The sequence below is a fragment of the Streptomyces sp. NPDC031225 genome (assembly GCF_055570355.1).
Map to the genome: position 1 here is coordinate 236,782 of NZ_JBVIHJ010000002.1, position 12,302 is coordinate 249,083.

Sequence of the window (12,302 nt, forward strand, 5' to 3'; positions counted from 1 at the left end):
CTCGACGGCCCTAGGTTCCCAAAACATTCGGATGACAGCTCGAAACATTCGCGAAGGTCGACCCGACGTCGAGCCCGACAGGAGTTACATGACCACCGCGCCCTGGCGTGACCCCGCCCTGACCGCCGCCGCCCGCGTCGACGACCTTCTCTCCCGGATGACCCTCGAGGAGAAGACCGCCCAGCTGTACGGCGTGTGGGTGGGCGCCAGCGCGGACGGGGACGGAGTGGCTCCCCTGCAGAGCGAGATGACCGCCGAGTACGACTGGGACGAGCTGATCACCCAGGGCCTGGGTCAGCTCACCCGGCCCTTCGGCACCGCCCCCGTGGACCCGGCGCTGGGCGCGCAGGCACTGGCCCGCGCCCAGCGCCGTATCGTCGACGCCGGCCGCTTCGGCATTCCCGCGCTCGCGCACGAGGAGTGCCTGGCCGGCTTCACCACCTGGCGGGCCACGGCCTATCCGGTCCCGCTGGCCTGGGGCGCGAGCTGGGACGCCGCACTGGTCGAGGAGATGGCCGGCGCCATCGGCCGCGACCTGCGCACGGTCGGGGTCCACCAGGGCCTGGCTCCCGTTCTGGACGTCGTCCGCGACCCGCGCTGGGGACGGGTCGAGGAGACGATCGGCGAGGACCCGTACCTGGTGGGCACGATCGGCGCGGCGTATGTCCGGGGCCTGGAGTCGACGGGGGTCGTCGCCACGCTCAAGCACTTCGCCGGGTACGCCTCCTCGGCCGGCGCCCGCAACCTCGCGCCCGTACGCGCGGGCGTCCGGGAGTTCGCCGACATCACCCTCCCGCCCTTCGAGTTCGCCCTGCGCGAGGGCGGGGCCCGCTCGGTGATGGCCGCGTACACCGACACGGACGGCGTCCCGGCCTCCGCCGACCCCGGCCTGCTGACGGAACTCCTGCGCGAGGCCTGGGGGTTCACCGGCACGGTGGTCGCCGACTACTTCGGCGTCGGCTTCCTGCAGACCCAGCACCGGATCGCCGGCTCCGAGGCGGGCGCGGCCCACGCGGCGCTGGAGGCGGGCCTGGACGTCGAACTGCCGACGGTGAAGTGCTACGGCAGGCCGCTCATCGAGGCGGTCCGGGCGGGAGAGGTCCCCGAGTCCCTGATCGACCGGGCGGTCCGCCGGGTCCTGCTCCAGAAGTGCGAGCTGGGCCTCCTCGACGAGAACTGGAACCCCGAGCCCGCCGAGCGCATCGACCTCGACTCGACGGCGAACCGCGCGCTGGCCCGCCGTCTCGCCGAGGAGTCGGTGGTCCTCCTCGACAACCCGGCCGGGCTGCTCCCGCTGGCCCCCGACACCCGGATCGCGGTCGTCGGCCCCCGCGCCGCCGACGCCCTCGCCATGCTCGGCTGCTACTCCTTCCCCTCCCATGTCCTGACCCACCATCCCGACGTGCCGATGGGCATCGAGGTCCCCACGGTCCTTGAGGCCCTGCGCACCGAACTCCCCGACGCCAAGGTGACGTTCACCGAGGGCTGCGGGGTCGACGACCCGGACACCGCCGGTTTCGAGGAGGCGGTGGCGCGGACGGCCGAGGCGGACGTCTGCGTGGCGGTGCTCGGCGACCGGGCGGGCCTGTTCGGGCGGGGCACGTCGGGCGAGGGCTGCGATGTGACGGATCTTCAACTGCCGGGCGTACAAGCGGCATTGCTGGACGCCCTGGTCGCGACGGGCGTCCCGGTCGTGCTGGTCCTGCTGACCGGCCGCCCCTACGCGCTCGGCCGCTGGCAGGGCCGGCTCGGCGCGGTCGTCCAGGCGTTCTTCCCGGGCGAGGAGGGCGGCCCGGCGGTCGCGGGAGTACTGTCGGGCCGGGTGAACCCCTCGGGCCGCCTTCCGGTGAGCGTCCCGCAGCTGCCCGGCGGCCAGCCCTGGACCTACCTCCAGCCGCCGCTCGGCCTCGCGGGCGGGGCCAGCAACCTGGACCCGACCCCGCTGTACGCCTTCGGACACGGGCGCTCGTACACGGAGTTCGCCTGGGAGGACTTCGAGGGATCGGCGCCGCGGATCACCACCGACGGCTCCTACGACCTCGCCCTCACCGTCCGCAACACGGGGGACCGCGCGGGCGCCGAGGTCGTCCAGCTGTATCTGCACGACCCGGTGGCCTCGGTGACCCGGCCGGACGTCCGCCTGATCGGCTACCGGCGGCTGGAGCTGGACCCGGGCGAGTCCCGCCGTGTCACGTTCCGCTTCCACGCCGACCTGTCGGCGTTCACCGACCGCAAGGGCCGCCGGGTGGTCGAACCGGGCGACCTGGAGCTGCGGCTGGCGGCGTCGAGCGCGGACACCCGGCACACGGCCCGGCTGCTTCTCACGGGCCCGGTGCGGGAGTTGGGCCCGGACAGGCGGCTGCGCTGCGAGACGGAGGTGTCGGGGACGGGGTGAGGTCGGCACGGGGGTGAGCTCGGCCTGCGCTCGGCTCTGCGCGCCCCCGTGTCAGCCCGCACCGGGCGGCTCAGTCCGCCCCCAGCGACTCGAACCGCCACCGGTGCACCGCCCGGGCGACCAACTCGCCGTCCGGCTCGGGGAGTTCGGGCAGCTCTGCGTCGTAGGGCGCGTCCCACCACGTGAGCACGAGGACGCGGTCCTGCGGCGCCCGGAAGGTCTCGCGCCGCAGCGGTCGTACGGGAAGGTCCTGGCGGCGGGCCCAGGCGAGGAGTTCCTCAGCGCGTCCCTCGGCCGCCCGGGCCTCCCACATCAACGCGACCGTCACGAGTACAGGTTCTCCTTGCTGACCTCGTGCACGTGGTCGTGGCCCGGGACATGCGGGTCGGTCACCGGCAGGGAGGAGTCGGCGGACAGGTCCCAGCTGGAGGCGGCCCGGTTGCGGGACACCATCTCCGCACCGAGGGCGGCGACCATCGCGCCGTTGTCGGTGCACAGCTTGGGACGCGGTACCCGCAGCCGGATCCCGGCGGCCTCGCAGCGCTCCTGGGCGAGGACCCGCAGCCGGGAGTTGGCGGCGACGCCGCCGCCGATCATCAGGTGGTCGACGCCCTGGTCCTTGCAGGCCCGCACGGCCTTGCGGGTCAGCACGTCCACGACCGCCTCCTGGAAGGACGCGGCCACGTCACGCACCGGCACCTCCTCCCCCGCGGCCCGCCTGGCCTCGATCCAGCGGGCGACCGACGTCTTGAGCCCGGAGAAGGAGAAGTCGTACGCCGGGTCGCGCGGCCCGGTCAGACCGCGCGGGAACGCGATGGCCGACGGGTCGCCCTCGCGCGCGTACCGGTCGATGACCGGACCGCCGGGGAAGCCGAGGTTCAGCACGCGGGCGATCTTGTCGAAGGCCTCACCGGCCGCGTCGTCGATGGTGGCGCCCATGGGCCGGACGTCGGAGGTGATGTCCGAGGACAGCAGCAGGGACGAGTGCCCGCCGGAGACGAGCAGCGCCATCGTCGGCTCGGGCAGCGGCCCGTGCTCCAGCTGGTCGACGCAGATGTGGGAGGCGAGGTGGTTGACGCCGTAGAGGGGCTTGCCGAGGGCGTAGGCGTACGCCTTCGCGGCGGAGACCCCGACGAGCAGGGCGCCGGCGAGTCCGGGACCGGCGGTGACGGCGATGCCGTCGAGGTCCCTGGCGCTGACGCCCGCTTCCTTCAGGGCGCGCTCGATGGTGGGGACCATGGCCTCCAGGTGCGCCCGGCTGGCCACCTCCGGCACCACGCCGCCGAAGCGGGCGTGCTCGTCCACGCTGGACGCGATGGCGTCGGCCAGCAGGGTGGTGCCCCGGACGATGCCGACGCCGGTCTCGTCACAGGAGGTCTCGATACCCAGGACAAGCGGTTCGTCAGCCATTGATCTCGGTTCCCCGTTCGGATGTCGGTCCTGAAGCCAGGCCGCTGTCGGATGCTGTGGTCAGCCGCATGACCAGGGCGTCCACGTTGCCCGGCTGGTAGTAGCCGCGCCGGAACCCGATGGCCTCGAAGCCGAAGCGCTCGTAGAGCTTCTGGGCGCGGATGTTGTCGATCCGGCACTCCAGCATCACTTCGGCGCACTCGAAGTCGGTCGCGGCCCGCAGCAGTTCGGTCAGCAGCACCGAGCCCAGTCCGGTGCCCCAGTGGTCGCGGGCGACGGCGATCGTCTGTACGTCGGCCCCGGCGCCCGGGCCGCCGTCGGAGCCGTTGCCGGGGTCGCCGTCGGCCGCGGTGCCGGCGAGGGCGAGCCCCGCGTACCCGACGAGCCGTCGGCCCGCCTCGGCGACGACGTACCGCCGGGTCGCCGCGGGTCCCCGGGAGTGCGCGAGCTCGGACCAGAACATGCCCCGGGACCAGGCGTCCTCCGGGAAGAGGTCCTTCTCCAGTTCCAGGACGGGGTCGATGTCCCACCAGCGCATCTCACGCAGCACGGGATTCACGGGTGTGGTCACTTGGGGGTGACCACCTTGTAGTTCTTGGGCACCTGGGCGTCGGGCCGCCGCAGATACAGCGGCCGGGGCGCGGGCAGCTCCACCCCGGCGGCGAGCCGTTCGGCGGCGAGGGCGGCGAGCGAGGCGGCCGAGACGTACTCGGGCTCGCGGGCGTCCGGGAATACCTCGGGGTAGAGCAGCGCCCCGGCGCCGACCGCGGGCAGTCCCCTGACCTGCTCGGCGATGTCGGCGGGCCGGTCGACGGCGGGTTCCCCGGTGCGCGTACGGGAGTCCTCGTAGCGCGCCCAGTAGACCTCCTTGCGCCGCGCGTCGGTCGCCACGACGAAGGGTCCGTCGCCCGGGTCGGCGGCGTGGGCGAGCCCGTCCAGGGTGCACATCCCGTACACGGGGATTCCGAGCGCGAGCCCGAAGGTGTCCGCGGTCATGAGCCCGACGCGCAGCCCGGTGTAGGGACCGGGTCCGACGCCGACGACGATCCCGGTGACGGCGTCCAGCTTCACCCCCGCGTCCGCGAGCACCCGGTCGACGGCCGGCAACAACAGCTCCCCGTGCCGGCGCGCGTCCACCTGGCTGAAGGAGGCGACGACGTCCCCTCCGTCATGCAGGGCGACGGTCACGGCGGGGGTGGCGGTATCCAGAGCGAGCAAGAGCACGCAAACAGCCTACGGCTCCTGAGAGGCGACGCGGCCGCAGACCGCTTTTAAGGGGCGCGGGGCTGTATCGACAGCGGCTCCGCCGCGTGCGCGCGACAGGCCACGACGACGCAGCACACGGCCGGCAACTGCTACGGTCGCCACAAATCAGGACCAACTGCTCAAGAGGTGCCCGGTGCCCAGCAACGCAGCCTTCGTGACCGCCCTCACCGCAGCGGCCGTGGCGACGGTCGGTTTCCTCGCCTACCAGGCCTCCGCGACGGTGCCCACCCGCGCACACACCGGTGACGTCCCCGTGGCCACCGTCTCCAAGGTCCCCCGGGACAAGCGGCACCCCACCGCCCTCCCGCCGAGCTCCGGCACGGGCGCCCGCGTCGTGTACTCCCTGGACGACGACCGCGTCTGGCTCGTCGCACCCGGCGACCTGGTCACCCGCACCTTCCCGGTCACCCCGGGAAACATCCACCCCGCCCCCGGCGTCTACACGGTCACCTCCCGGTCGGGAGCCGTGACCGGCACCGACGGCACGCCCGTCGAGCACGTGGTCCGCTTCACCGGCGTCGACGGCGTGGCCGTCGGCTTCAGCTCGGCCCTCGACGACGCGGCGGCCGATGCCTCCACCGCGCGGACGGGGGGCATCCGGGAGTCCCCTGAGGACGGCGACGCGATGTGGGCCTTCGCGACGATCGGCGCGAAGGTCGTGGTGATCCGCTAGGGCCTGCCCTCGGACCTCCGGGGCGGCCCCGGGGCGTCCGCCTGCCCTCGGACCTCCGCGGCGAGCCCGGGGCATTCGTGCCCGAAGGACCGCTCAGGCGGCCCTGGGGCGTTCGTGCCCGGTGGCCCGGCGGCCGGTCCCCGGATCGGGCACCCGCGGCGGCGTCGAGACGGCCTCCGCCGCCGCGCAGGACGCCAGCAGATCGCGCATGGACAGGCCGCCGACGATCGCGTACGGCTGCGACTGCGGCTGCTGACGGTTCTCGGTGGCTTCCATGGACGCCTCCTGAAGTTCGGGGGCGGGCGTGGTTAGGTAGACCTAACTACGAGGTGGGTACCATGTGACCACGCACAAGACGCCGAACGCAACATCTTGCCGACGCGTTGTCGGAACGTTCACGCGATGCGCGGGCGGCGCTCAGGCCGTGAGCACGCTCAGGTCGGCCGCGGTCCACCGCTCACCGACCGGCGTCAGCGTCACGTGCCGTACCTCGTCGGTGGTGTCGCCGACCGCGCGGTGGATCTGCACCTGGAGCCGGTCGTCGGTCAGCTCCTCGACCTTGCCCTCGCCCCACTCCACGACGATCACCGACTCCGGCAGCGACACGTCGAGATCGAGGTCCTCCATCTCGTCGAGCCCGCCGCCCAGGCGGTACGCGTCGACGTGGACGAGCGGCGGCCCGTCCCCCAGGGAGGGATGCACCCGGGCGATCACGAAGGTCGGCGAGGTGACCGCCCCTCGCACCCCGAGTCCCTCACCGAGCCCGCGGGTCAGCGTCGTCTTGCCCGCGCCGAGCTCTCCGCTGAGCATCACGAGGTCCCCGGCGCGCAGCAGCTTGGCGAGCTTCAGGCCCAGCTCGCGCATCTGCTCGGGGGAGGTGACGGTCAGCTCGGTCTCAACCGGGTTGCGCGGTACTGCTTCCATAACCGCCAACGGTAGCCCCTGCGGGCACCGCCCCCGCGCGGGTGAGCAGGTCGGCGAGGCGGTCGGTGACCGCTTCCGGGTGTTCCAGCATGACCAGATGTCCGGCGTCCGGGACCAGCACCAGTTCCGCCTCCGGCAGCAGGGAGGCGATCGCCTCGCTGTGCTCGCTCGGGGTGACCATGTCCCCCACCCCGGACAGCACGAGCACCGGCTTGTCCACGAAGTGGGCGAGGGCGGCGGTCTTGTCGTGGTTGTCGAACGCCGGGTAGTACTCGGCGACCACGTCGATCGGGGTGCCCTCGATCATCCGCTCGGCGAACCGGACCACGGCCGGGTCGACGTCCCGGGACGCGAAGGAGTAGCGCTTGATGATCCCGGCGAACAGGTCGGCGGTGGCCCGCCGTCCCTTCTCCACGAGGTCGGCTCGCTGCCCGAGCACCTTGAGGACGCCCGGCAGCACCCGCCGTACGGCGTTGACGCCCGCGACGGGCAGGCCGAAGTTGACCTCGCCGAGCCGTCCCGACGACGTGCCGACAAGGGCCACCGCGACCACCCGGTCGCGGATCAGCTCGGGGTACTGGTCGGCCAGTGCCATGACGGTCATCCCGCCCATGGAGTGCCCGACGAGGACGATCGGCCCCTGCGGCACGGTCGCGTCGATGACGGCCTTCAGGTCGCGGCCCAGCTGCTCGATGTCGACCGGCACCCCGTCCTGCACCTGCCGCACCCCGCGTCCGGACCGCCCGTGGCTGCGCTGGTCCCAGTGCACCGTCCGTACGACGCCTCTGAGGGCCGCGCGCTGGAAGTGCCAGGAGTCCTGGCTGAGGCAGTAGCCGTGGCTGAAGACGACGGTGACCGGAGCGGGGGCCTTGCGCCCGAACAGGCGGCGCCTGCGGGGCGACAGGGCGGGCGCGGCCTCCGGGTCGACGTCGTCGACCTCGTAGTAGAGCGCGGTGCCGTCGTCGGCGAGCGCCTTGCCGGGTGTGCCACGCAGGGCGCCGTACGGCCCGGTCGAGTCGAGGGCCAGTCGCGCCTTCTGCCGCATTCCGCGCCCGACGGTGAGCCGCTCGATGGCCACACCGGCCGCGGCGCCCGCGGCGACGACCCCTATCGCGGCGCCCGCGAACCCGGTCGCCCGCCGCCAGCCGGCGCCCGCCCCCGTGGCGGAGGCGAGGGCCACCGACGCGGCGGCCTCCGCACTGCTCTCGCTCACGTACCGCTCCTGTTCGCTGGGTCAAGTGATGCCGGTGATGCTGATAGTGCCAGTGCTGCCCGTGGCACTCGTGAGGGCACTGACGTAGGTGTTCCCGGACGCGCCGTTCTCGCACGCGCCGTGGTCGGACGCACTGTGCGCTTACCCCGCTTGTTCCTCATTCACATAGACGCGGGGAACGCGTGTTCCGATGCGGGTGACAATTTCGTAGGCGATGGTGCCCGCGGCCTGCGCCCAGTCCTCGGCGGTGGGCTCGCCCCGGTCGCCGGGGCCGAAGAGCACGGCCCGGGTGCCGGCCGGGGGCTCGTCGCCGCCGAGGTCCACGACGAACTGGTCCATGGCGATCCGTCCGGCCACCGTGCGCCATTTGCCGTCGACCAGCACCGGGCCGGCCCCGGAGGCGTGCCGCGGGATGCCGTCCGCGTAGCCGACGGGCACAAGGCCGAGGGTCGTTGCGCCGGGGGTGACATAGCCGTGGCCGTAACTGACCCCATGGCCGCCCGGTACTCGCTTGACCAGCGCGATCGACGCCGACAGCGTCATCACCGGTCGCAGTCCGAAGTCGGCGGGGCCGCCGGTCTCGGGGCTGGGCGAGATGCCGTAGACCGCGATGCCGGTGCGGACGAGGTCGAAGTGGCTCTCCGGAAGGGTGAGCGTGGCGGGTGAGTTGGCGATGTGCCGCACCTCGGGGCGGACGCCCCGGCCCTCGGCGTACGCCACCATCTCCCGGAAGAGGGTGAGCTGGGCGGCGACGGAGGGGTGCCCGGGCTCATCGGCGCAGGCGAGGTGCGACCAGAGGCCGGTGATCCGGAGGAGGCCGTCGGCCTCGGCGTCCAGTGACCGCGCGACCAGCTCGGCCCAGTCCTCGCCGGGCTGGCAGCCGCCCCGCCCGAGCCCGGTGTCCGCCTTGAGCTGCACGCGCGCGGGGACACCGGCCTGCCGGGCCGCCTCCGTGACCTCCCGCAGCGCCCACATCCCGCTGACGGACACGTCGAGGTCGGCCTCGATCGCCTCCCGCCAGGGTCCGCCGGGTGTCCACAGCCAGCACATGATCCGCCCCGGAAGTCCGGCCCCGCGCAGCGCGAGGGCCTCCTCCGGCGTGGCGGTGCCCAGCCACTGCGCGCCCGCCTCGACCGCCGCACGGGCGCACGGCACCGCGCCGTGGCCGTACGCGTCGGCCTTGACCACGGCCATGAGGGCGGCCCCCGACGCACGGGCGCGCAGGGCCCGCACATTGGCCCGCAGCGCGGCCAGGTCGATCTCGGCACGGGCGCGGAGCGGTGCGGTCGGGGCAGTTGCTGTCTCGTTCATGGCGCCCCCAGTGTCTCAGAGGCGACCGACACCACCGCTGAGCACATCCCCGGTGATGCGCACACGCGTGTGCGTCACAGGGTGAGACCGTGCCTGGCCAGGTACTTCACCGGGTCGATGTCCGAACCGTACGGTCGGCGGGCGCGGACCTCGAAGTGCAGATGCGGGCCGGTGGCGCGCCCGGTGCTGCCGCTGCTCCCTATCCGCGTCCCGGCTTTGACCTTGGCCCCGCGCGCGACCGAGATGCGCGAGAGATGGCCGTAGACGACGTAGCGGGAGTCGCTCATCTTGATCGTCACGGCTTTCCCGTACGACCCCGACCAGCTGGCCAGGACGACGACGCCGGTGCCCACCGCGTACAGCGGGGTGCCCTTCGGCACTGCAAGATCCACTCCGGTGTGGTAGCCGACCAGCCAGTTGCCGCGCACCCGGTAACGCATCGTCACCCGGGCCCGCTTCCGTATGGGGCGAGCCCATTTGGCGGCGGCGAGGGAGCGGTCGCCGGCCCCGACGTCCTCGGGTTCCTCGGCGGCTGCCAGCAGTTCCTCGAATTCGGCGTCGTAGTCGCTGCCGCAACTGCCGCCGGGTTCCTCGCCGGACGGATCCGACAGATCCTGCGGGTCCGGCTCGCCGGGCGGGTCCTGCGACTGCTGCGGGTCGGGCGGATCCTGCGGATCACCGTGGAAACCGAGAACGGGACTCCCCAGAACGACCGCCGCGCCGCCGAGCAACTCACGCCGCGTGGTGCCGTGTATGTGTGGCTCATCCATGCGGCCAGCGAAACATCGCCCTTTCGGCTCCGCACACTCGGCCGACCGGCATTAGTCCCATCAGGTGTTAGTTCACGCTCATGCGTCCCTCACGTCCCGCCAGGCCGCCGGAACGGCCTCCGCCACCTCGTGCGCCCCCACCGGCGCCCCGTCCGCCGCGAACCGCCCGGCCAGCCCGTGCAGATACGCGGCCACGCTGCCGGCGTCCAGGGCGCCGAGCCCGGACGCGAGCAGAGACCCCGCGAGACCCGACAGCACGTCCCCGCTGCCGGCGGTGGCCAGCCAAGCCGTCCCGGTCGGGTTCACGCGTACGGCCCCGCCCCCGGCGTCGGCGACCAGCGTGGTCGAGCCCTTGAGCAGCACGGTCGCGCCGTAGCGGGCGGCGAGCTCCCGCGCCGAGGCCAGCCGGGCCCCCTCGACCTCCTCGCGCGGCACCCCGAGGAGCGCGGCGGCCTCTCCGGCGTGCGGGGTCATCAGGGTCGGCGCGGTACGCGCGCGTACGGCGTCGCGGTCGGCGAGCCGCAGTCCGTCCGCGTCGACGAGGACCGGCACGTCCGACGCCAGCACCTCGGCGACGGCCGTGGCGTCATCACCGGCTCCCGGCCCGACGACCCACGCCTGCACGCGTCCGGCGTGCTTCGGTCCCCGGTCGGAGACGAGGGTCTCGGGAAAGCGGGCGAGCACGGCGTCCCCGGCGGGCCCGACGTACCGCACGGCCCCGGCACCGCCCCGCAGCGCCCCGGACACGGCGAGCACGGCCGCGCCCGGGTACCGCGCGGACCCGGCGGCGATCCCGACGACGCCTCGCCGGTACTTGTCGCTCTCCCCGCCGGGCACCGGCAACAGCCGCCGCACATCGGCGTGTTGGAGGGCCTCCAGTTCGGCCTCGCCGGGCAGGGCGAGGCCGATGTCGACGAGCCGCACCGACCCGGCGTACTCCCGCGCGGGATCGACGAGCAACCCCGGCTTGTGCGTCCCGAACGTCACGGTCAGGTCGGCCCGCACGGCAGCCCCGCGCACCTCCCCGGTGTCGGCGTCGACCCCGCTCGGCAGATCCACGGCGACGACGGCGACACCCGCCGTGTCGGCGGCCTCGGCCAGCCGGGCCGCGTCGGGCCGCAGTCCGCCCTTGCCTCCGATGCCGACGATCCCGTCGAGGACGAGGTCGGCTCGTCGGATCAGTTCGTCGGCGCCGTCGACTCCCACGGCCCGCCCTCCGGCCCGCTTCAGCGCGTCGAGCCCGCCGGTGTGGGCCCGTTCGGGCGCGAGCAGCACCGCGGCGACCCCGGCCCCGCGCCTCGCGAGCCGCGCGCCCGCGTAGAGGGCGTCCCCGCCGTTGTCGCCGCTCCCGACGAGCAGCACGACCCGACGGCCGTACACCCGCCCCAGCAGATCCGCGCAGGCCGCGGCCAGCCCGGCCGCCGCCCGCTGCATGAGCGCGCCTTCCGGCAGCCGGGCCATCAGGTCCCGCTCGGCCGCCCTGACCGTCTCCACGCTGTACGCAGTACGCATGGGTCCGAGTCTCCCCCGTCCCGGGCGAAGCCGAACAGGGCGGGCCCGGTCCGCCGGATATCAGGTGCCGTGCCGACGGCCCGGGGTGCAGACTCCCTGTATGGCAGACATGGGGGCGTTCCGGGACGCGGTCGACGGCTGGGCGAACGGCGGTTCCGGTGAGCAGGCGAGGGATCTGGCGGGCCAACTGGGGGTACGGACAGCGGTCCTGCTGGAGGGCCCGAGCGACCTCGCGGCGGTCGAGACGCTGGCCGCACGCCGTGACCGGGACCTGGCCGCGGAAGGGGTGGCCGCCGTGTCGATGGGCGGCGCGATGAGCGTCGCCCGCTACGCCGCCCTCCTCGGCCCACCCGGCCTGGGCCTGCGCCTGACGGGCCTGTGCGACGAACGCGAACGCCCCTTCTACGACCGCGGCCTGGAGCGGGCGGGAGCAGTGGACCCGGCGGTGTTCGTGTGCGTGTCGGACCTGGAGGACGAACTCATCCGCGCGCTGGGCACGGCACGCGTCGAGGAGATCGTGGAGACGGAGGGCGACCTGCGCCCCTGGCAGACCTTCCTCTCCCAGCCCGCCCAGCACGACCGCCCCCGCCACCAGCAGCTCCGCCGCTTCCTCGGCACGAAGAAGGGCCGCAAGATCCGCTACGGCCACCTCCTGGTCGAGGCCCTCGCCCCCGACCGGGTCCCGGCCCCGCTGGACGAACTGTTCGCGTCGCTGTGAAGGGGCGGGACGGGCATCAGCCGGATCGACCGCGGCGAGCCTTGCCCACCCACACCCACCCGCAGAAGAGGCCGACGACGTTGAGTACGTATACGGGCCCCCGAGTCCCC

The 12,302-nt window shown here is 73.6% G+C and carries 13 protein-coding genes; 3 read left to right on the plus strand and 10 right to left on the minus strand.

Features of this window, described 5'->3' with window-relative positions:
• Window positions 1–88: 88 nt before the first annotated feature.
• Entirely contained in the window at window positions 89–2,395 is a 2,307-nt protein-coding gene (locus ACZ48Z_RS03885; protein WP_468734183.1) for a beta-xylosidase/alpha-l-arabinosidase, read from the plus strand.
• A gap of 70 nt (window positions 2,396–2,465) precedes the next feature.
• Here ACZ48Z_RS03885 and ACZ48Z_RS03890 read toward each other — a convergent pair whose 3' ends face one another.
• From ACZ48Z_RS03890 to tsaB, 4 genes are read right to left on the minus strand one after another with little or no spacing between them, the layout of a single operon-like run.
• Window positions 2,466–2,723, minus strand: a complete 258-nt coding sequence (locus ACZ48Z_RS03890; protein WP_468734184.1) for a hypothetical protein — start codon at window positions 2,721–2,723, stop codon at window positions 2,466–2,468.
• Window positions 2,720–3,805 (minus strand): tRNA (adenosine(37)-N6)-threonylcarbamoyltransferase complex transferase subunit TsaD, encoded by a 1,086-nt coding sequence (gene tsaD / locus ACZ48Z_RS03895; protein WP_468734185.1) that lies wholly within the window; start codon window positions 3,803–3,805, stop codon window positions 2,720–2,722. The genes ACZ48Z_RS03890 and tsaD overlap by 4 nt, the downstream gene beginning before the upstream one ends.
• Window positions 3,798–4,376: a GNAT family N-acetyltransferase gene (locus ACZ48Z_RS03900; protein ID WP_468734186.1), complete on the minus strand. Its 579-nt coding sequence runs from the start codon at window positions 4,374–4,376 to the stop codon at window positions 3,798–3,800. The genes tsaD and ACZ48Z_RS03900 overlap by 8 nt, the downstream gene beginning before the upstream one ends.
• Complete coding sequence (gene tsaB, locus ACZ48Z_RS03905; protein ID WP_468734187.1) at window positions 4,373–5,029, minus strand: tRNA (adenosine(37)-N6)-threonylcarbamoyltransferase complex dimerization subunit type 1 TsaB; 657 nt, start codon at window positions 5,027–5,029, stop codon at window positions 4,373–4,375. Before tsaB ends, ACZ48Z_RS03900 begins: the two co-directional genes overlap by 4 nt.
• Window positions 5,030–5,204: 175 nt before the next feature.
• Here tsaB and ACZ48Z_RS03910 point away from each other — a divergent pair, with 175 nt between their 5' ends.
• Window positions 5,205–5,744 carry a hypothetical protein gene (locus ACZ48Z_RS03910; RefSeq protein WP_468734188.1) on the plus strand — a complete coding sequence of 180 codons (540 nt, stop codon included), beginning with the start codon at window positions 5,205–5,207 and terminating at the stop codon, window positions 5,742–5,744.
• Between the two features lie 93 nt (window positions 5,745–5,837).
• On the opposite strand, the gene ACZ48Z_RS03915 is transcribed toward ACZ48Z_RS03910, so the two are convergent.
• The 6 genes from ACZ48Z_RS03915 to ACZ48Z_RS03940 all read right to left on the minus strand — a co-directional run bounded on the left by ACZ48Z_RS03915 (window position 5,838) and on the right by ACZ48Z_RS03940 (window position 11,474).
• Window positions 5,838–6,020 carry a hypothetical protein gene (locus tag ACZ48Z_RS03915; RefSeq protein WP_468734189.1) on the minus strand — a complete coding sequence of 61 codons (183 nt, stop codon included), beginning with the start codon at window positions 6,018–6,020 and terminating at the stop codon, window positions 5,838–5,840.
• Between the two features lie 141 nt (window positions 6,021–6,161).
• Window positions 6,162–6,668, minus strand: a complete 507-nt coding sequence (tsaE, locus tag ACZ48Z_RS03920) for a tRNA (adenosine(37)-N6)-threonylcarbamoyltransferase complex ATPase subunit type 1 TsaE (protein ID WP_468734190.1) — start codon at window positions 6,666–6,668, stop codon at window positions 6,162–6,164.
• Window positions 6,640–7,881 (minus strand): alpha/beta fold hydrolase, encoded by a 1,242-nt coding sequence (locus ACZ48Z_RS03925; RefSeq protein ID WP_468734191.1) that lies wholly within the window; start codon window positions 7,879–7,881, stop codon window positions 6,640–6,642. The genes tsaE and ACZ48Z_RS03925 overlap by 29 nt, the downstream gene beginning before the upstream one ends.
• Window positions 7,882–8,022: 141 nt before the next feature.
• Window positions 8,023–9,192 (minus strand): alanine racemase, encoded by a 1,170-nt coding sequence (gene alr / locus ACZ48Z_RS03930; RefSeq protein WP_468734192.1) that lies wholly within the window; start codon window positions 9,190–9,192, stop codon window positions 8,023–8,025.
• 74 nt (window positions 9,193–9,266) lie between these two features.
• On the minus strand, window positions 9,267–9,962 hold the full coding sequence (locus ACZ48Z_RS03935; protein ID WP_468734193.1) for a M23 family metallopeptidase: 696 nt from the start codon (window positions 9,960–9,962) through the stop codon (window positions 9,267–9,269).
• Between the two features lie 78 nt (window positions 9,963–10,040).
• Complete coding sequence (locus ACZ48Z_RS03940; RefSeq protein WP_468734194.1) at window positions 10,041–11,474, minus strand: NAD(P)H-hydrate dehydratase; 1,434 nt, start codon at window positions 11,472–11,474, stop codon at window positions 10,041–10,043.
• Window positions 11,475–11,574: 100 nt separating this feature from the next.
• Between ACZ48Z_RS03940 and ACZ48Z_RS03945 the strand changes: the two genes are divergently transcribed.
• On the plus strand, window positions 11,575–12,192 hold the full coding sequence (locus tag ACZ48Z_RS03945; RefSeq protein WP_468734195.1) for a TOPRIM nucleotidyl transferase/hydrolase domain-containing protein: 618 nt from the start codon (window positions 11,575–11,577) through the stop codon (window positions 12,190–12,192).
• Window positions 12,193–12,302: the final 110 nt, after the last annotated feature.